This window comes from Methylobacillus methanolivorans, assembly GCF_044751345.1.
GTDB classification, from domain to species: Bacteria; Pseudomonadota; Gammaproteobacteria; order Burkholderiales; family Methylophilaceae; genus Methylobacillus; species Methylobacillus methanolivorans.
The window spans coordinates 1-20,305 of sequence record NZ_JBIWXY010000004.1 but is presented as its reverse complement, the minus strand read 5'-3'; the positions used below and the strand labels follow the sequence as shown (position 1 = coordinate 20,305).

The following is a 20,305-nucleotide window of genomic DNA, read 5'->3' as shown; positions in this document are numbered from 1 at the left end:
ATTTTGGATTGTTTGTGAAGCACTGAATATTTGCGTACGTTGTCACCAATGTGCTCTTCACCACGCTGGCGAGCCAATTCTATTTGTTTTTGTCTTTCTTTGATGCTTGCTCGCTTTTCAGCAGACAACTGATCATAACAGCGAGGGCAGGAGATGCCTTTCATATATTTTGGCGAGGCCATATCCTCTGCTGAGATGGGATGGCGGCAGGCAAAACACTGATCATAATCCCCCACTTGCAGGCCATGCTTCACGGCAACACGTTGATCAAAGACAAAGCATTCACCTTCCCACAAGCTTTCTTCCTCTGGCACGGTTTCCAGATACTTTAAAATTCCGCCTTGCAAGTGATAAACCTCTTCGAAGCCTTGCTCTAGCATATAGGAGCTGGCTTTCTCGCAACGAATACCACCAGTACAGAACATTGCCACTTTTTTGTTTTTTGCGGGATCAAGATTTTGGCGGACATAATCTGGAAACTGGCGGAAGGTCGTCGTTTCCGGATCAATTGCTCCCTTGAATGTTCCAATGCCGTATTCATAATCATTGCGTGTGTCGATCACGATGACGTCGGGATCGGAGATGAGGGCATTCCAATCTTCGGGTTTGACGTAAGTGCCTACTGTCTTGTTAGGATCAACGCCTGGAACGCCCAAGGTCACAATTTCTTTCTTTAAACGCACCTTCATCCGGTAAAACGGCATTTCATTGGTGAAGGATTCCTTATGTTCTATATCTGCTAGCCGAGAGTCTTGGCGTAGATAGGTGAGTAAAGCATCTATTGCCGCTCTGCTACCAGCCACGGTGCCATTGATACCTTCTTCTGCAAGTAATAGCGTCCCCTTGATTTCTTGCGAATTGCAAAGGGCTAGCAAACCTGGCTGTAGCGCTTGGTAATCTGGAAGGCTGGCAAATTTGTATAAGGCGGCAACGATAATATGGGACAAAGCAAATTCTCACAGATGAATGAAGACACTTGTGCAAAGCACAAGATTAGTTAAATGGTGCAACGCTCTACTTAGTATGCGGAGCAAGTCTAAAGACAATATTTTAAATTATATTTCCATAGCTTTCATAGGGTTATTGTGTGGTTTATTTGCAACAAACGAAAATTTGACTTGTATCGAGAATATTTCTTATTTATATTCCCATTTTGTTAATTTTTGTTAATAGTTGTAAAGGGAAGATCGTGCAAAACATTAAAAAAGATCAGGTGGTAAAGCCGATTGTGGCAGCGGTGACCCTGATGTTTACAGGCGCTGCGTGGGCGGTGGAAGAAGGTGGTGCATTGCCTGAGCTACAGGTAGAAACCAAGAAAAGTACTGGTTATAAAGCAGAGAAATCTGCCAGCCAGAAATTTACGGCGCCTTTGATTGATACACCTAAAACAGTCACTGTGATTACCGAAGCGTTGATCAAGGACACTGGTTCCAACACATTCAAGGAAGCATTGCGCACTACCCCTGGCATTACCTTTGGTGGTGGCGAGGGGGGGGTTGCTGTTGGTGATCGTCCGTTTATCCGTGGTTTTGATGCGTTTCAATCGATGTATGTTGATGGCTTGCGGGATTTAGGGGCACAGCAGCGCGAGGTATTTGCGATTGAGCAAATGGAAGTCATCAAGGGCCCAAGTGGCGCTTATGATGGGCGTGGCTCAGCTGGCGGTAGTATCAATATCGTGACCAAGCAGGCGAAGGCAGGCAATTTCACTACTGGTTCTGTTGGGGTAGGCAGTGATCGTTACCGTCGTGCTACGTTCGATGGCAACTATATGCTGGGTGATGATGCCGCCATTCGTTTGGTGGGTATGCATCATGGTGCAGATACTCCTGGGCGCGACAATGTTGATGTGAAGCGTTGGGGTTTCATGCCTTCTATCACATTGGGATTGAATGGCCCAACTAGCCTGACTGCTAGCTGGTATCACCATGAAACTGATGATGTGCCGGATTGGGGGTTACCATACAGGCAATTAGCAAATAACGATGGAGGTACTCCATTTGGGCGGCCTGTTGGAAAGAAGGATGCTTGGTATGGAGTTAATGGACGCGATTTCCACGAAACATCTGCTGATATAGGGAACTTGGCTTTCAAGCATTCATTTAGTGATGATGTTGTACTGCGCAATACAACGCGCTATAGCCTGACTAGCAATAAGTATGTATTGTCCAGACCTAACGTATATATTAGTGGGGGCACAATTACACCAGAGGGTATGGTAAACCGCAGTCAATTCGTTTCTCGTGGCATGCAAACTACGGCTCTGGCTAATTTAACTGATATATCCGTAGTTTTTGATACAGGATATATCAAACATAATCTCAATGCAGGAATTGAGATTAGCCGTGAAGAGTCTGAGAATCGTAGTTATGCTGACGGTAACTTGGGCGCAAATGGCACTACTGATATGAACAATCCCAATCCAGATGTGTCTTATGCTACAGTGACGCGGAATAATTTCCCAGGTTTTGAAGGGCGAACAGTCAATAAGTCAGCATATGTGTTTGACTCCATGGAGTTGACTGAGAAATGGTTATTAAACGCCGGTGTCCGATATGATCGATATCGTTCTGAAATCCAGAATCGGGATGTTGGTACTGGGGTAAAAACTACTGACTTTGAAAATGATGAAGGCTTCTTTAATTATCAACTAGGCATTGTTTATAAGGTGCAGCCTAATGCCAGTGTGTATGCTTCATATGCCACATCTTCCTCACCGGTAGGCTTGGCGATGGGGGATTATAATTATGGCGGTACGCAACTTATTGCTGGAACTCAAGATCTTAGCCCCGAGCGTAGCAAATCATTTGAGGTTGGTACGAAGTGGAATGTCCTTGAAGATTTATCTTTATCCGCCGCTATTTTCCATATTCGCAAGAATAATGCTCGAGCAGTAGTGCCGGGTGGAAATTACTCTAATCTTGGTGAGGTGGAGTCTAAGGGTATTGAGTTAGGCATTGCTGGTAAGGTGACGGATAAGTGGCAGGTATTTGGTGGCTACACTTATCTTGATGCTGAGCAAACCAAGGCTGGAACAGTACCAGATGTTAATACACCAGGTTCTCTTGAGTCTCAAGGTAAACAGCTTCACGGGATTGCCAAAAACAGTGCCAGCCTGTGGACCACCTATAAGGTGTTACCTAACCTAACATTGGGTGGCGGTGCATTCTATATGGATAAGGTTTACGCTAATCCTGCTAATACCGCTTATGTACCTTCATATGTGCGCTGGGATGCCATGGCGAGTTACAAAATCAATGAAAATTTTGATCTGCAACTTAACATCCAGAACCTGACAGATAAGCGCTATTTCGATACAACTTATTTCCGCCATTATGCGGTTGTTGCGCCAGGGCGAGTAGGTTTTGTGACGCTGAACTTCAAGTTCTAATTGTGCTAGTCTAAGTTCTATATATCTCAATATTCAGCCCTATGGAGGTATCACCTCTATAGGGTTTTTTGCTTATGGTGGATACAAGAAAATGTTGATTGAAATTCCAGGCGTGTTGACCAAGGAGCAAGTTGCACAATGCCGACAGTTGATGGATGCCACTGAATGGGTGGATGGCAATGTGACTTCAGGACACCAATCTGCGTTGGCTAAAAATAATATGCAGTTGCCGGAAGGTTCGCCGGTGGCGCGTCAGATCGGGGATTTGATCCAGGATGCGCTGGGGCAAAGCCCTTTGTTTATTTCTGCGGCCTTGCCGCTCAAGGTGTTTCCACCACTATTTAATCGTTATGCGGCTGGGCAGGCATTTGGTACGCATGTGGACAATGCCATTCGGCAGTTGCGCGGGACCAATTTCCGTATCCGTAGTGATTTGTCTGCAACCTTGTTTTTCTCTGAGCCTGAGGATTATGACGGAGGTGTGCTGACGATTGAAGATACCTTCGGCTCGCAAGAGGTAAAGCTGCCTGCTGGGCATATGGTGTTGTACCCATCCAGTAGCTTGCATCATGTGACACCAGTGACCCGTGGTGCAAGGGTTTCGTCATTTTTCTGGATGCAGAGCATGGTGCGGGATGATGCCCAGCGTACCTTGCTGTTCCAGTTGGATAACAGCATCCAGGCGATTGGTGCCGAGCGCGGCGGGCAAGACCCCGAAGTGATTCGCTTGACGGGGGTCTATCACAACCTATTGCGGATGTGGGCTGATAGTTGAGTTACGAACCCTGAATGTGGTTGTGCTGTAAGCGCGCCGCCATTTGCCGCAGAAAGCCCATGGTGATGTGCGGCTCGCCCAGCAACAAGGTTTCAATGTTTTCTGCATTGACGACGACGACTTCAGCTTCATTCGACACAACAATAGCATCGGCCACCCTTGGCGTTTGCGTCAGAAATGCCATCTCACCGAAATAATCCCCACTGTTGAGCTCTCGCAGTAAGCGGTCTCCCAGCATGAGACGAATGCGGCCTGATACTAGGTAATATAAATCGTGGCAGCCGTCATTGATTCTGAATACATATTCACCTCGCTTGAATTTTTTGCCATAACGGTCCATGAGCTCTTCTAAATAGATCGCCCTATCTTCCGGCATCTGGTCGAATAACCCACGCAGTAACAACACATCTTTTTTGCGTAAGGTGGAAATCAATGTTGTGCCGAGCATGAAGACAACAAAGGTGTAGTAGAGCCAAGCAATAGAGATGAATAGGTTCTTCATCCCGCCGAATACTGCCCCATACGCTGGGTTAACCGAGAGGAATAGGCTGAAGGCAGGGCGCATTGCCAACCATAGAAGGGAGGTGATGATTGCGCCAATCAATATGTGCGATAGGCGTAGTTTCACCGGAAAGTAAACACGATAGAAAATCGCGGTTAGCAAGGTGGTCAGGCCAATGGAGGTCGCTGAGTTGAGATATTTGGAGTGTGCCGTATGTGGCTCCAGGATGTTGATGACCTTTTCCATGCCTAAGCCTAGGATGGTGAACAGGAAAAACATCAGCAATATGCCCAGCACACCGAGGATATCCTTAACTTGACGACGCAGGAAGGATGGCGTTTCTTTGACGCTGGCTATGGTGTAAAAGGCTGAACGTAGTGCTCCGGCAAGCGGAACAGCCAGCCAGAACATCGCAACAAAACCAAATACTCCCCACGCTGCTTTATGTTTAGAAGCGTTATACACCTCTACCATAATGCGGCTGCTGAGGTTAGGTACTAAGTTGCTGACAAGAATCGCAAGCTTGACCGTGGCATAGTTGGATGACACCACCAAATGACTCAGCAGGAAGAACATGAGCACGATCAGCGGGATTAAGGCAAACATGGCGTAAAACGATAAGGATGCCGAAATTGCGAACCCGTTGTGGGTTTGAAAGCTGCTCAGTGTTTCACGCAGCACGAAAAATGGCGTGCTGTAGCGATGGCGGGCATAAGCCCTGCGGGACTTATGCAGAGCCGGGTGGCTGCCGAGGTGCTTGACCTTGGATAGATTGAATGCCAAAAAACGCTCCCGTTGCTTTGCTGAGTGACTAAACCTGCTTGAATTTTTCTGTTGCGGCAATTAATGCGCTTCTGGTGCCAGGCTCCATGCCGGAGTGCCCTGCGTCAGACACCATGTAAAACTCGGCGTGCGGCATGGCCTGATGCAGTTCATAGGCCGTCAGTGGCGGACATACCATATCGTAACGCCCTTGCACGATGACTGTGGGGATATGTTGCAGCGTTGCAGCTGCCTCTGCCAATAAGTCGCGATCGCCCACAAAGCATTGGTGCTTAATGTAATGGATTTGCACCCGTGCACGCGCCAACTCAACTTGAGCGTTGATTGCATGCTCACCTGTGGCTGCGACAGGGAGCAAGGTCATGATGCTGCTTTCAAACGCATTCCAGTGGATGGCAGCAGGCTCGCTAATGGTTGGGTTAGCTGAGAACACGCGTTGTGCAAATGCGCTTAATGGATCATGTCTTTCATTCTCGGGCAGGTAGGAGAGGAGTTTTTCCCATGCTTCGGGGAAGAAATGCTGCACGTCATGCAGGAACCAATCCAGCTCGCTTTGGCGGCTGAGGAATATACCTCTCAATATTAAACCGGTTGCCTGTGCTGGATAAGCCAAGGCATAGCTGAGTGCCAAGGTGCTGCCCCATGAGCCACCAAAGACTAACCAGCGCTCAATACCCAGGTGTTGTCTCAGTGCATCTAAGTCCGCAATCAAGTGCTGGATGGTATTGTCGCGCACTTCACCTTGAGGCGTGCTACGCCCACAGCCGCGCTGATCAAGCAGGATGATGCGGTAATGATGCGGGTCAAAATAACGTCGTTGTCCGGGGTTGCATCCGCTACCAGGCCCGCCATGCAGGAAGACGACGGGTTGTCCATTCGGGTTGCCTGATTGTTCATAGTAAATGGCATGTAGGTCTGATACAGCTAACATACCTTGCTGATAGGGTTGAATTTCGGGGAAAAGGGTGTGGGTCATGAATATTTTTCTCACTCAGCTAGGAGATTGCCATTCCACTCAAGGGAAATTGTCTTGGCAAGTTTAGGAATTATTTAATTGTAAGTAAAATGTAAATGAAGTATTGCAAAACATTTTTCCCTGCACTAAGATGCAGTCTACTCGCTTTGAAGTGAGTAAGAGGCAAAGTCTCAACGATGCTGCAAAAACCCGTAATTATAAATGGGAGGTAGTGTATGTGGGGCTGGGTCTTGTTAAACCCTTAGTAGTATCACTATGGAGATTTATAAAAATGGAGATGAGCAAAATCAAGCTGGCGCTTGGTGTGGCATTTGGCATGGCGATGGCAATGCCTATGGTTGCATCTGCAGCTGCTGACCAAGAAGCCGCAATGAAGGATGCTAGCAACTGGGTGCATCCACGTGGTCAACATAACAATCAGGGTTATAGCACCCTCAATCAAATCAACAAGAGCAACGTCAAGAATGTTAAGGCAGCTTGGCAATTCGCTACCGGTGTAAACCGTGGTCACGAAGGCTCTCCAGTTGTTGTTGGCAACATGATGTATGTACATACAGCATTCCCTAACAATGTTTACGCACTTGACCTGAACAACAACCAGAAGATCGTCTGGGCTTACTTCCCTAAGCAAGATCCTTCTGTGCAAGCTGTTCTCTGCTGCGATAACGTAAGCCGCGGTTTGGGTTACGGCGATGGCAAGATCTTCTTGCAACAGAACGACGGTGTATTGGTTGCTCTGGATGCGAAGACTGGTGCTAAAGTTTGGGACGTTAAGGTAAACGATCCTAAGGTTGGTGCTACCAATACCAACGCTCCTCACGTTATCAAGGACAAGGTTCTGACAGGTTGCTCTGGTGCTGAATTCGGTGTTCGTTGCTTCTTGGCTGCTTACAGCCTGAAGGATGGCGCACTGGTATGGAAGGCATACAGCACTGGTCCTGACAGCGAAGTGCTGATCGGCAAGGACTTCAACAAAGACAATCCTCACTACAGCTCACTGTCTGTTTATGAAGACGTGAACGGTGGTAACAAAGAAGGCGGTTCCTTCAAGGCTCTGCCTAAGGAAAAGCTGAAGTTCCCAGAAAAAGACCTGGGCGTGAAGACATGGCTCAAGCCACAAGCTGTTAAGGATGGTTGGCAGCACGGTGGTGGTTCCACATGGGGCTGGTGGCCATATGACCAACGTACAAACCTGGTTTACTACGGTACTGGTAACCCATCCGTTTGGAACCCAGATGTACGTCCTGGCGACAACAAGTGGTCCATGACTATTTTCGCTCGCGATCTGGATACAGGTATCGCTAAGTGGGGTTATCAAATGACTCCTCACGACGAGTGGGATTATGACGGCATCAACGAAGTCATCCTGTTCGACAAGGGCGGCAAGACATACGCTTGGCACCATGACCGTAACGGTTTTGCTTACACCTTTGATGCACACACTGGCAGCATCATCGCCGCTGAAAAGGTTCATCCATTCGTTAACTGGGCAACTGGTGTTGATCTGAAGAGCGGTGTTCCTCAGAAGGATGGTAAGTACTCTACTCACCAAGACTACAACGCTAAGGGTATTTGCCCTGCAGCGCTGGGTACCAAGGATCAGCAGCCTGCTGCTTACTCCCCACGTACTGGTTTGATGTACTCCCCACTTAACCACGTTTGTATGACATACGAGCCAGTTGAGTCCAAGTACATCGCTGGTCAGCCATGGGTTGGTGCTACTTTGACCATGTTTGCTGGTCCTGACGGCGTTATGGGTGGCTTTGCTGCTTATGATCCAATGACCAACAAGAGCAAGTGGTACAACAAGGAGAAGTTCTCTGCTTGGGGTGGTGTTCTGACAACTGCTTCCGATCTGGTGTTCTACGGCACTCTGGACCGTTGGTTCAAGGCTCTTGACGCACAAACTGGTAAAGAACTCTGGAAATTCCAGGTTGGTTCCGGTGTGATCGGTAACGCATTCACATACACCCACAAGGGTAAGCAATACGTTGGCGTACTGTCCGGTATCGGCGGTTGGGCTGGTGTAGCGATGAACCTTGGCCTTGATAACGACACCGATGCGCTGGGCGCAGCTGGTGGTTACAAGGAGCTGAAAGAGTGGAACGCTGCTCCTGGCGGTGGTGCACTGAACGTATTCAGCCTGTAATTGACGTCTGATTTAATGCAGAAGATTCAAAGCTGACATTAAGTTAGTTGCTCCCAAGCACCCTGTTTTAGGACAGGGTGCTTTTTATCTTTGATAGGTAATTAGTTAGCAAGCTTATCAACGCAGAAGGAAGTGCAATGCTGAAAAGACTGAAGAAAGTTTCATGGGTGCTGATGCTTGCAGGTATCAGTCAGTTTGCAATGGCGGAAGGTGCAGCCAATACATTGGAAGTTGATAGTGAGGTGGGTCGTGGTGGCTTGCCGGTACGTGAAGACAACCCGCATGAGCTGAAAGTCTGTGCAGATTATGACAACTTGCCTTATTCAAATGGCAAGCAAGAAGGATTTGAGAACAAAATTGCCGAGTTGATTGCCAAGGATTTGGGCAAGACTCTGTCATACCAATTCTGGTATGACCGTATGGGCTTTATTCGCAATACATTAAATGCACGTCGTTGCGACGTGATTATTGGCACGGTGGCTGGCAATGACATGATGCTGACCTCCAAGCCTTACTACCGCTCTGGTTATGTGTTTGTATACCGTAAGGATAGCGGTTATGACATTAAGGACTGGGACTCCCCAGATTTGAAAAAGGGCATTATTGGTGTTGTGGGACAAACGCCCCCCTCTCGTCCATTGAATGATAAGGGCTTATTGGGTAACTCTCGCCCATATCGTATTCAGCGTGACTTGAATCTGCCACCAAGTTTCGTGATTGATGACCTGGTTAAAGGTGAAATTGATGTGGCTATCTTGTGGGGGCCGATTGCTGGCTACTATGCCAAGAAGGCATCTATTCCTTTAGTGGTTGTGCCTGCGCCTGAATATGAGCAAGAAAATATTCATGGTAAAGAGTATTGGAATATTTCAGTTGGCGTGCGCAAGCGTGACAAGGAACGCATGGCACAGTTGCAGGATGTGCTTGACCGTCGTCACGACGATATCATCAAGATTCTTGATGAGTATGGTATTCCGCATGTGCCTGTTGTCGTGGGGGATGATATTGAGAAAAAATCTAAAAATAAGGGTGATGTAATTCCCAAATTTGAATAGTAATTTTCATGAACTGGGTCAACTATTGTGTGTCTGACACGTTAGATGGATTGCAGACTCATGATTTTATTAATGTAGTCGAAGTTTAAATGTTCAAAAAGCAAGGAGAAAGTATGTTGAATCATGGAGTGATCAAAGCAACCTTGGCCGCCTCAGTCCTGGCGCTGGTGGGACTGGCAATGCCATTGCAGGCAAGTGCTGCCTGCAATTTGGTATCAACCAAGGATAACAGTCCGCTGAATATTAAAGTGACTGACGATGATACCCCAGAGGCGAAGCAGTTTCTGGAAACCTGTGTAAATCCTTACACCAAGATTTACGCTGCAGATCCAGAAAAGGCGAAGCAAGGTAAGAAGAAATTTGGTTTGTACTCTTGTACTACATGCCACGGTCCTAACGGCGATGGTCAAGTAGCTGTTTCAATCACTGATGATCGCTGGCAGTATTCCAAACACATCACCGACAAGGGTATGTTTGAAACCATCGCTGGTGGTTCCAACGGCGGTATGGCTACTTGGCATAAGCAAGTAGCCGGTAACCCTGACTTGGTGTCTACTGATGAAATCCTCAAGATTATTGGTTTCTTACGTAGTCAATATAAGGGTGGTGGTAACAAGCCTTGGTTGGATGAGAAGCCACAATAATGAATGGTATGTAGCGAAGCGGCGATGATTCAGACATGCCAATTCGCTACTCTCTAATAAAAGACGGTCATTGTTTATGCAATGACCGTTTTTTTATGCGCGAAGTCCAGCCTTTAGAGGTAAAATCGGAAGACTCTATAGTCGCGCAAGCCAGCTACCAGATTGAGTGAAGATGGTTGCTAGATAGCGACGCTGTGCTTGCCGTGATATGTGCGGATTTACATTGATTAGTCCTGGAAAGTGAAGTTATGCAATTGGAAACGCAAACAAGTTCAGATTTGCACCGTGTCATTATTGTGGGCGGTGGTGCTGGTGGGCTAGAACTGGCAACTCGTCTCGGGAAAAGTTTGGGACGGAAGAAAAAAGCTCATATTACCCTGATCGATTGCACACGAACCCATGTTTGGAAGCCTTTGCTGCATGAAATTGCAGCAGGCAGCATGAATCCAGACAAGCATGAACTTGAATATATTGCCCAGGCACACTGGAGCCACTTCCACTTCCGTTTAGGGCGCATGGATGGGCTAGATAGAGCCAAGAAGGAAGTACACGTCGCGCCTTATTTTGATGATGGCGTCGAGGTGATTCCCCGTAGAGTATTTAAATACGACACCCTGATCATCGCTGTGGGCAGTACGACGAATGATTTTGGTATCTCTGGTGCGCGTGAGCACTCCATCGCACTGGATACACAGAATCAGGCTGAACGCTTCCATAGACAATTGACTAATGCCTTGATCCGGGCCCAAACCCAGGCCGAACCTGTCCAGGCTGGACAGTTGGAGGTGGTGATTGTTGGTGCGGGTGCGACAGGCGTTGAGCTTGCTGCCGAGTTGCACAATACGACGCGTGAAGTAGCCGCCTATGGTTTGGATAAGATTGATCCAGACAAGGACATCAAGATTTCCATTATTGAAGCAAGTGACCGAGTGTTGCCTGCATTGCCTCCCAAGCTTTCCATGGCAGTTGATGTGGAGTTGCGCAAGTTGCGGGTGCATGTTTATGCCGGTGAGCGTGTAACAGAGGTGACGGCTAAAGGGGTCTATACCCACAGTGGACGTTTTATTCCATCTGCCCTTGTGGTTTGGGCTGCAGGTATCAAAGCACCTGATTTTGTCCGTGAGTTGGATGGTTTGGAAGTTAACCGCATCAATCAGTTGGTCGTGAAGCGTACCTTGCAAACCACGCTGGATGAGAATGTGTTTGCCTTTGGTGATTGCGCGGCTTGTCCATGGCCTGGACACGATGAGAATGTGCCTCCACGCGCTCAATCTGCGCACCAGCAGGCATCAATGTTGGTTAAAACCGTCAAGGCGCGTGTAGCAGGCAAGGATAATCTTCCTGAATATACCTATCGTGATTACGGATCCTTGGTCAATCTCGGACGCTACTCTACGGTGGGTAGCCTGATGGGGGCGATCGCAGGCGGTAGCATGTATATTGAAGGTTTGTTTGCTCGCCTCATGTACCAGTCGCTGTATCAATTGCATTTGATGGCGTTGCATGGTTTCTTTGCTGTGGTGTTGCAGATGCTTGCACGCTTGATTACTCGCCGGACAGAAGCTAGGGTCAAGTTGCACTAAGCTTGGTTTCGCATTTCGCACATGTGACAATAAAAAAGCCCGGCTTCCCGGGCTTTTTTATTGTCACTGCGTCAAACACAGTATCCTAGATATGTAAGAGATATGCTATTTCGGCTTTTGCAGGCTTGCGTTTTGCACTTGATAAAGCTTGTATATTCCACCCATGCTCAGGCTGACAAACAGGCCAAAAGCCACAATAATAAAATTGATGTGAATATCTGTCTTGATCATTAATGTATAAAGGCTAATGAGTGCAGCGATACCAAGGTTCTCATTGAAGTTTTGCACTGCGATCGAATGTCCGGCACCAATCAATAAGTGGCCACGATGTTGCAGCAAGGCATTCAATGGTACAACCAAGTAACCACTGAAGGCGCCGATCATCAGCAGGAGGATGCAGGCAACTATCCAGTTGCTGACAAAGGTCATACCAATTACCAGCAAGCCCACCACAATACCGACAGGGATGACGCGAACTGAGTGTTCAAGCTTGATCATGCGTGCGGCAGCAATCGAGCCAATCGCGATACCGATCGCAACTACTACCATGAGATAGGTGGATTGTTCCTGGGTGAAATTCAATGCAAAGCCAGCCCAGGCCAAGACGACGAAACGCAAGGTAGCGGCTACACCCCAGAATAAGGTGGTGACAGCAAGTGAAACCTGGCCTTGTGAGTCTTTCCATAAAGTCTTGGTCGCAAGCCAGAAGTCCTTGATCAGGAAAGCTGGGGTTTTCTGTGGGGGTTTATGATCCACAGGCACCTTGGGGATGTAAATATTGAATATCGCTGCAGACATGTACAGCACGGTGATCACGATCATGGCGACCTGGATATTTATGCTGGGCAGGATAGCGCCAATGACGGTGCCCAGTACGATAGCCATGACAGTTGATCCCTCCATCCAGCCATTTGCCTTGACCAGCATTGATGGCGGTAGGTATTCCGTCAGGATGCCGTATTTTGCTGGTGAGTAGGCAGCTGCCCCAATGCCTACAATGCCATAGGCATATAAAGGTGGCATGCCAAGCACCATGGAGGTACTACCAATGAATTTGATGGCATTGGAGACAAACATGACCCTGCCCTTGGGAAAGGCGTCGGCAAATGCGCCGACAAAAGGGGCGAGAATGATGTAAGAGATGACAAAGAACCATTGTAACAATGGATCATGCCAACTCGGGGCATCCATGTCTCTCAGGAGCGCAATTGCAGTAAACAGCAATGCATTGTCAGCTAGCGCCGATAAAAACTGCGCTAGCAGTATGATATAAAAACCACGGTTCATCGCTGCTTTATCGCGCCCCGGTCAAGGGGCGTATTTATCCTGTCATTATGACTGGCTATGCCAGATTGAGTCATTGTAGTGACCAATTATTACAATATGTCTGCTGCAAAATCAGCCAGCCTAGATCGTTCACCACGCACCAGAGTGACGTGCCCGTTATGCCCCCAGCCCTTAAAGCGGTCAACCACATAAGTCAGGCCAGAACTGCCTTCTGTCAGGTATGGCGTATCAATTTGCGCAATATTACCTAAACAAACGACTTTAGTCCCGGGTCCTGCGCGAGTAATGAGGGTCTTCATTTGTTTTGGCGTTAAATTCTGGGCTTCATCAATGATGAGGAATTTATGTAGGAAGGTTCGACCCCGCATGAAGTTCAATGATTTTACCTTGATGCGAGTACGGATCAGGTCTTGAGTCGCAGCCCGCCCCCATTCACCAGCGTCTTCATCAGATTTGTTGAGCACATCTAGGTTGTCCTCCAGCGCGCCCATCCAAGGCGCCATCTTTTCTTCCTCCGTACCAGGCAGGAACCCAATATCTTCGCCGACTGGTACCGTGACACGGGTCATGATGATTTCGCTGTAAATCTTTTTGTCTAATGTCTGGGTGAGGGCAGAAGCCAGTGTTAACAGGGTTTTACCCGTGCCTGCCTGGCCTAGCAGGCTGACAAAATCCACTTCGGGATCCATCAATAGATTCAAGGCGAAGTTCTGCTCGCGGTTGCGGGCGGTAATGCCCCAGATATTATGCTTGGGCTGGGTGTAGTCCTTGACTACCTCCAGCACGGCTGTGTTGCCCTCAATGGAGCGCACAATCGCATGAAAAGGTTTCTCATATTCGTAATAGACGAACTCATTGATGAGAAAGCTCTTACACAGAGGGCCTGTGATGCGATAAAACATTCTGCCAGCATCCTGCCAGGATTCCATGGCCTTGCTGTGCTTCTCCCAAAAATCTGCTGGGAGTTCCTTCATACCGGAGTAGAGCAGGTCGGTATCTTCTAGTACCTTGTCATTGAAATAGTCTTCGGCGGCAACGCCAATTGCGCGTGCCTTGATACGGATATTGATATCCTTGCTGACAAGGACTACCTCACGGCTTGGTTGCGAGGTTTGTAGGCTGAGCACGACGCTGAGTATTTGGTTGTCGGCCTTGCTGCCAGCCAGCATCGGCAGTTCTGTAGCCACTGCTTCGGTTTGCAGGAACAATTTGCCACTGACATGCTTATTACCGTTAATGGCAAGTGGGCAGCCTTTTTCCAGGTCTGCCAAATTGCTCCCAACGATTTCTTCCAGGTTGCGGCTCGCTTGCCGGGCATTGCGCGCGACCTCAGTCATGCCTTTCTTATTGTTGTCCAACTCCTCCAGCGTAACCATGGGGAGATAGATGTCATGCTCCTCAAAGCGAAACAGGCTTGACGGGTCGTGCATCAGCACGTTGGTATCAAGTACAAACAGTTTGGTGCTTGCTGCGCGCTTTCTGATCATCTGGCTGCCTTTTTAAAGGGATTGAATGAATTCGAGCACTTGCTGGGCGTGACCGTCCACTTTCACTTTGCGCCACTCGCGAACAAGAACGCCTTTTTCGTCGATAACGAAAGTGCTGCGTTCTATGCCACGTACTTCTTTACCATAAAGCTTCTTCATTTTGATTACGTCGAACAACGTACAGGCTTTTTCTTCTACATCTGATAGCAACTCAAAAGGAAAGCTGAATTTGGCTTTAAAGTTTTCGTGCGACTTGAGGCTATCACGCGAGATGCCGACAATTTCCGTATTGCTGGCTTGGAACGCTTCGTAAAGGTCGCGTAGATCTTTGCCTTGATTGGTACAGCCGGGGGTGTTGTCCTTGGGGTAAAAATAGATGATCAGTTTTTTGCCGATAAAGTCGGAAAGCTTGAAAGTTTTTCCGCTGGTGGAAGGTAATTCAACATCAGGAATTGCTTGATTCAACATAGTAGACAATAAACTCTAGACGCTCTCATTGTTGATAAAAACCGGAGATAAGGCAAGCAGCTTATGGTGAAAACGTTCAACACCTTATTCAGCTTGATGGTCGCGAGGCAGTGTGAGCTCGGTGGAAGTACCACCTTTGACACGGTTATTGAAGTGGATGTGGCCGGACAGAGTTTCCATCACCTTGAAAGCAAAGGGAATACCTAACCCGGTGCCAAAACGCTTGGTCGTTGGCCCTGGGCTGGCTGCATGAGGATCAGGAGTAAATGGCATGCCGGGGCCTTGATCATTGATCGTAATGTGCAGGCTCTCATCAAAGGCATTACATTGGATAGTGATTTCACTACCCTGCGGGGAGGCCTCTACCGCGTTGAGTAACAAGTTATACAATGCTTGTTCCAGCAAGTTTTCATCAGTAAACATGCGGTCATTGAGGTCTTGCCAATCGGGCAGTTGGATTGAAATTTTCTTTTCCTGGATTTTTTGCTGTAGTGGTGCCATGGCACCTTGTAATACCAAGCGTAGCGTTGTGGGGCTTGGGTGGGGCTTGAGGGGGTGCAAGTATGCCAAGAGGCCACGAGTCCAGCGATCCAGGCGATCTACGGTACTGATGATGGCGATCAAGGAGTCACGGGTTTCCTGGTCAAGATGTTGGCTGTCTGCGACTTGGGCAGTGGCACGAATACTGGCAAGTGGGTTGCGGATATTGTGCGCCAGCATGGGGACGAGAAGGCCAAGGGCAGCTTGTTTTTCCGAGCGAACTAGCGCTTCTTGGCTACGGCTGAGTTCCTGTGCCATGGTGTTGATGGCTGAGGATAGTGCTGTCAACTCAGCAACACCCTCCTCCGGTGCTTTGTGATCTAGGTTCCCCGCGCTGATTTCACTGGTGGCATGCAATACATTGCGAATAGGGCGAACGATGGCTCGCTTGAGGAAAATATGCGAAAACACGAGCAAGAGTAACGCAAGCCCAATGGGAATGATGAGTAAGGTGAATGCCGTGTGTTTAACATCTTCCAGCCGGGATGAAAGCTCTCGGTGCTTTAGGAGTAGTAGGCGCTCGGCACGTGCGGAAATGATTTCATAATGATGGAAAATACTGGATTCTAGGTGAGTATTCAGTGCCTTTTCCAATTCGGCGTTGTTGTAATCCTCAACCAGCGCAAAAATGTTCTGGGTTTCTTGGATCAATTCCTGATAACTCGCGTTCAACTCCATGATGGCAGTTTTTTCTTCGTTATCGGCAGTTAACTCCAATAGCTTGCGGAAATGCGCATCAATGGAAAGGGTGTAGACGTTATATTCCTCTTGCGCTTGTGGATCCTTGAGGAAGTGCAAGTCGAACAACTCTTTCATTTGTCGGTACAAATCCCCGCGGGTTTGCTGGATTTCCTGCACCATGAGGTGGATGCGCTGTGACTCTTGAGAGGATTGATCCCAGATACGCATGCCAATAACGCCTGCTGTACCTGCCAGAATAACCAGAAGGAAGAACGTCAACTCATGGATTAGCAATACATCCTTGAGAGATTTTGCCTGGGGAGCCTTACTCATGACGACTCTAGTGAAAATGGCACAGGTACCAAGATGACAAGGTTCTTGCTGTTGCGCAATATTTCAGGCGGTTGAGGGAGTGGCGATGCCTTTTTAACCATAGTGATGGCTTGCTCATCTAGTACGTTATGTCCGCTGGATTTTTTTACATGTGTCGAAAGAACATGGCCTTTTTCGTCACAATGCACTTCCAAGAGTACTTCTCCCTCCCAGCCCCTCATCTGTGCGATACGCGGGTATTGCTTATATTTGGCAATGGCACGAGAAAGCAGGCTGCCATATAAGCTACGGGCAGCATCTATATCCTGTTGGCTTGGGCCAGTAGGCTGTGGTGCGGGGGTAGGCTCTGGTGCTGGAGGTGCTACTGTTGGCACAGGCGTTGGTGCAGCGCTTTCTCGCGGTGGTGCTGTCATGACATCAGGCATGGCGGGAGCAGCAGCATTTTCTGCGTGGTGCTCCACGGGTTTTTCTGTGGTACGAGGCGGCTCAGGATCTTGTTGTTTGGGCGTTTGCTTAGGCGGTGGTGGCACAGCTTTAGGGCTGGGCTTGGGAATGACAGGAGTAGGCTCCGGTTCTACCTGTTTTACCGGCTCTATGGGCGTGCTGGTTTGCGGTTCTGGTATGGCAGTGGATTGTTCAGTGCTAGGTGTTAACGCTAATTCAACTTGCAGGATTTGCGGTTCAGGTGTTTCTTGCGAAGTAAAATCTAGGATGGGTAGCTGCATCAATAGCATGATGTGCAATGCCAACGATGCCAAGATAGCCCAGCTGATGCTGTGATTACTTGTTGTTGGTAATGAGGCAGATTGGGCGATAGCAACCAAGGTATTAAAATGAATGACTGTGCGTTATCGAAGAAAAGTTCGCTGATTATAGACTGACCATCACGGTCTGTTTGGAATTATTCCCACTCCAATACAGGGAACAGTAGGTTGATATTGCGCCGATTGATTGTATTGAAGAGCTGCCAATGGCCCTCTTCAGCATGAGCCGCAGTATCCATGGTCTCTTCCATACTTTTCCCTTTCTTAATGGCATCACGGACATCATGCAATAACAGGTTGAGATAAAGTGCCTGTTTATCTAACGCAATTGCAAAGTTATCCGTAGCGGGGCCATGCCCAGGGATGACATGTTGAATACCTTGCAGCTGCTTGAGTTGTTCAATGGCAGATAGCCACCCCTTGATGTCTCCATCCAAAGAGGGCGTGCGCTCGATAAACAGTAAATCCCCGGTCCATAACGTCTGGGTATTTTCGTCCAGTACCGTGAGGTCGGTATTGGTATGGGCATTAGGGTAAGCTGTCAGTAGGAGTTTTCTGCTGCCGAGGTCAAGTTCTAGCTGAGTGTCTACTAGTTTTGAGGGCGGGATAACATCGCTACCAGAGAATTGTTCACCTAAAAGATGCTGGCCTTGGCGTAAATAGGCATCGTGACGTAATGCCATGGCATTCGCTAATTTTGCATGGCCGATAAACACAGGGTGTTCAGATGTAAATGCAGCATTGCCAAAAATGTGGTCGGGGTGAATGTGGGTATTGATCACATACAATATCGGGAGATTGGTCACCCGACGGATGGAGGCTAGTAGTGCCTCGCCAACTTGTTTGCTACCACCTGTGTCAATGACGGCAACGCCCATTTTTCCGACGATAAAACCAATATTACTAATGTCGCCTTGATAACCCTCATCTAGGTCCAGATGAGCACCTTGGTGCATATATACCCCAGGTGCAACCTGTTGTACTGGCAATGTTACAGGTGCACCATACACGGGTAACAGCCAGAAACAGCCGACGAGAAATAGCAAGCTGGTGAAGTATGGGGTAAATCGCAGAGACATAGTAAGGGACCTGCAAAAATTGCATGTTAAATGCCTATATACTGTTCTGTAAACACTAGAATTGAACTTGAGAAGTATCGCAGCGTCTGAAACAATGCGTTATATAAAGATATCAACGATAAAAACAGCAATTCAAACACTATTGGAGAATGTATATGCAATGCAAATTTGAGTTAAAGCTCATCACGGCAGCCGCTGCGCTGGCGTTTTCAGGCTCTCTGCTCGCAGCACCTTTCGCTTATTCCACCAATGAGAAGTCAGGCTCTATTTCTGTCATTGACACCCAAACGGATAAAGTAGTCGATACCTTTGACGCCGGTAAGAAGCCACGTGGCGCGGCGATTACTAAGGATGGCAAATACATTTTTGTCAGTGACCAAAAGCAAAACTCCTTGCTGGTGATTGATCTTCAGACTAAAAAAGTGACTGATAAGATCAAGCTTGAAGAGTCTCCCGAAGGCGTAGGTATCTCCCATGATGGCAGATGGATTTCTGCTGCAAATGAGGAAGATAATAGCGTCGCTGTGATTGATACCAATACGCACAAAGTGAGCTATATCGTCAAAATGCAGGGCAAAAACCCTGAACATGCCGAATTCAGCCCTGATGGTAAATGGATGTATGTGAGTGCAGAAGAGGCTAAGTATGTGGATGTCGTGGATGTCGCCAAACGTACTTCCATCAAGCTGGTTGAAGTGGGTGAGCGTCCGCGTGGTATTGGCTTCCTGCCAGATAGCTCTCGTGCCTATGTTGCCAATGAAGCCGCTGGTACGGTCTCTGTGTTCGACACCAGCAAACATGAAGTGATTGCGACCATTCCAGTGGGGCAGCGCTCTAATGGGGTTCAAGTATTGCCAAATGGCAAGAAGGTGTATATCTCCAATGGTGGCGATGGTAGTTTGTCTGTGATTGATACAGCTACCAATAAAGTGACCGCGACCATTCCAGTTGGCAAGCGCCCATGGAACATGTCACTGACACCGGACGGCAAGAAGCTTTATGTCGCCAACGGGAAATCAAACTCGGTCACTGTCGTTGACACTGTTAATGACAAAGCCCTGAAAGAAATTCCAGTAGGCGATACACCATGGGGTGTCTTCGTCCACTAATTCCGCTTGTTGGTTGATATCGGCCCTCTGTGCTCACCATGTAATTGGTTTAGTGCAGAGGGCTTTTTAGGCTAGAAACATCATGAATAACACTATTAGGTATACCAAAGTCGCTGTTATCTTGCACTGGCTGATTGGTATTGCCATCCTTGCCCTATTTGCCCTGGGTTGGTATATGAACGAGCTGCCCAAAGGGGGAGACAAGATAACGAATATTGATCTGTTCGATCTTGGGTTATACAGCATCCATCTGGCAGAAGCAGCGACCTCTCGTACTTTTTATTTCAATTTACACAAGTCTATAGGTTTCACCGTGTTTCTCTTGGTCGGGCTAAGGTTATATTGGCGTTTGATGCATAGGCCGCCAGCTTTGCCTGACTCCATGAAGCGCTGGGAAAAAGTGCTGGCACATGGCACGCATCATTTGCTGTATCTCATGATGGTAGTGATGCCAGCGACAGGGCTATTGACTACTCTATACAGTAAATATGGCCTGCATTGGTTCTCTGTACCTGTTTTGCCAGGTTTGGATAATGCTGGTTTGCGAGACTTTTTCGTAGACGCTCACGAACTCTCTGCCACTATACTTATTTTATTGATCGGCTTGCATATTGCTGCGGTATTCAAGCATCAGCTCATTGATAAAGACAATATCCTTAAGCGCATGTCTTTGTTTCAATAAATTTCAATAGCTCACCA

General features: G+C 47.9%; 17 protein-coding genes. 8 read left to right on the top strand and 9 right to left on the bottom strand.

Annotated elements, in window-relative coordinates; genetic code table 11:
* The coding region (gene trhO / locus ACIKP9_RS13440) for an oxygen-dependent tRNA uridine(34) hydroxylase TrhO (protein WP_400883946.1) at positions 1–947 on the bottom strand (947 nt) is incomplete at its 3' end.
* Positions 948–1,189: 242 nt separating this feature from the next.
* Between trhO and ACIKP9_RS13435 the strand changes: the two genes are divergently transcribed.
* Together ACIKP9_RS13435 and ACIKP9_RS13430 are read left to right on the top strand one after the other, a co-directional pair.
* Complete coding sequence (locus ACIKP9_RS13435) at positions 1,190–3,391, top strand: TonB-dependent receptor (RefSeq protein ID WP_400883943.1); 2,202 nt, start codon at positions 1,190–1,192, stop codon at positions 3,389–3,391.
* Between the two features lie 91 nt (positions 3,392–3,482).
* On the top strand, positions 3,483–4,166 hold the full coding sequence (locus ACIKP9_RS13430; RefSeq protein ID WP_400883940.1) for a Fe2+-dependent dioxygenase: 684 nt from the start codon (positions 3,483–3,485) through the stop codon (positions 4,164–4,166).
* A gap of 1 nt (position 4,167) precedes the next feature.
* On the opposite strand, the gene ACIKP9_RS13425 is transcribed toward ACIKP9_RS13430, so the two are convergent.
* Together ACIKP9_RS13425 and pip are read right to left on the bottom strand one after the other, a co-directional pair.
* Positions 4,168–5,451, bottom strand: a complete 1,284-nt coding sequence (locus tag ACIKP9_RS13425) for a YhjD/YihY/BrkB family envelope integrity protein (protein ID WP_400883937.1) — start codon at positions 5,449–5,451, stop codon at positions 4,168–4,170.
* A gap of 28 nt (positions 5,452–5,479) precedes the next feature.
* Positions 5,480–6,427, bottom strand: a complete 948-nt coding sequence (pip, locus tag ACIKP9_RS13420; RefSeq protein ID WP_400883934.1) for a prolyl aminopeptidase — start codon at positions 6,425–6,427, stop codon at positions 5,480–5,482.
* A gap of 271 nt (positions 6,428–6,698) precedes the next feature.
* On the opposite strand from pip, the gene ACIKP9_RS13415 reads away from it, so the two are divergent.
* From ACIKP9_RS13415 to ACIKP9_RS13400, 4 genes are all read left to right on the top strand, one after another.
* Positions 6,699–8,576: a methanol/ethanol family PQQ-dependent dehydrogenase gene (locus ACIKP9_RS13415; protein WP_400883931.1), complete on the top strand. Its 1,878-nt coding sequence runs from the start codon at positions 6,699–6,701 to the stop codon at positions 8,574–8,576.
* A 137-nt stretch (positions 8,577–8,713) separates the two neighbouring features.
* On the top strand, positions 8,714–9,631 hold the full coding sequence (locus ACIKP9_RS13410) for a substrate-binding domain-containing protein (RefSeq protein WP_400883928.1): 918 nt from the start codon (positions 8,714–8,716) through the stop codon (positions 9,629–9,631).
* Positions 9,632–9,744: 113 nt separating this feature from the next.
* Positions 9,745–10,275, top strand: coding sequence for a c-type cytochrome (locus tag ACIKP9_RS13405; RefSeq protein ID WP_400883925.1), 531 nt, complete (start codon positions 9,745–9,747; stop codon positions 10,273–10,275).
* A 248-nt stretch (positions 10,276–10,523) separates the two neighbouring features.
* On the top strand, positions 10,524–11,858 hold the full coding sequence (locus ACIKP9_RS13400) for an NAD(P)/FAD-dependent oxidoreductase (RefSeq protein ID WP_400883922.1): 1,335 nt from the start codon (positions 10,524–10,526) through the stop codon (positions 11,856–11,858).
* Positions 11,859–11,963: 105 nt separating this feature from the next.
* Here the strand turns inward: ACIKP9_RS13400 and lplT are convergent, their stop codons facing one another.
* The 6 genes from lplT to ACIKP9_RS13370 form a co-directional block, all read right to left on the bottom strand.
* Positions 11,964–13,145, bottom strand: a complete 1,182-nt coding sequence (gene lplT, locus ACIKP9_RS13395; protein WP_400883919.1) for a lysophospholipid transporter LplT — start codon at positions 13,143–13,145, stop codon at positions 11,964–11,966.
* Positions 13,146–13,234: 89 nt separating this feature from the next.
* Complete coding sequence (locus ACIKP9_RS13390; protein ID WP_230348999.1) at positions 13,235–14,632, bottom strand: PhoH family protein; 1,398 nt, start codon at positions 14,630–14,632, stop codon at positions 13,235–13,237.
* A 12-nt stretch (positions 14,633–14,644) separates the two neighbouring features.
* Positions 14,645–15,100 (bottom strand): peroxiredoxin, encoded by a 456-nt coding sequence (locus tag ACIKP9_RS13385; protein ID WP_400883916.1) that lies wholly within the window; start codon positions 15,098–15,100, stop codon positions 14,645–14,647.
* 84 nt (positions 15,101–15,184) lie between these two features.
* Positions 15,185–16,654, bottom strand: a complete 1,470-nt coding sequence (locus tag ACIKP9_RS13380) for a sensor histidine kinase (RefSeq protein ID WP_400883913.1) — start codon at positions 16,652–16,654, stop codon at positions 15,185–15,187.
* Positions 16,651–17,412 carry an energy transducer TonB family protein gene (locus ACIKP9_RS13375; RefSeq protein ID WP_400883909.1) on the bottom strand — a complete coding sequence of 254 codons (762 nt, stop codon included), beginning with the start codon at positions 17,410–17,412 and terminating at the stop codon, positions 16,651–16,653. Before ACIKP9_RS13375 ends, ACIKP9_RS13380 begins: the two co-directional genes overlap by 4 nt.
* Positions 17,413–17,555: 143 nt before the next feature.
* A complete protein-coding gene (locus ACIKP9_RS13370) occupies positions 17,556–18,497 on the bottom strand; it encodes a quinoprotein relay system zinc metallohydrolase 2 (protein ID WP_400883903.1) in 942 nt (313 codons plus the stop codon).
* A gap of 155 nt (positions 18,498–18,652) precedes the next feature.
* Here ACIKP9_RS13370 and ACIKP9_RS13365 point away from each other — a divergent pair, with 155 nt between their 5' ends.
* Complete coding sequence (locus tag ACIKP9_RS13365; RefSeq protein WP_400883901.1) at positions 18,653–19,606, top strand: beta-propeller fold lactonase family protein; 954 nt, start codon at positions 18,653–18,655, stop codon at positions 19,604–19,606.
* 82 nt (positions 19,607–19,688) lie between these two features.
* Complete coding sequence (locus tag ACIKP9_RS13360) at positions 19,689–20,288, top strand: cytochrome b (protein WP_400883898.1); 600 nt, start codon at positions 19,689–19,691, stop codon at positions 20,286–20,288.
* Positions 20,289–20,305: the final 17 nt, after the last annotated feature.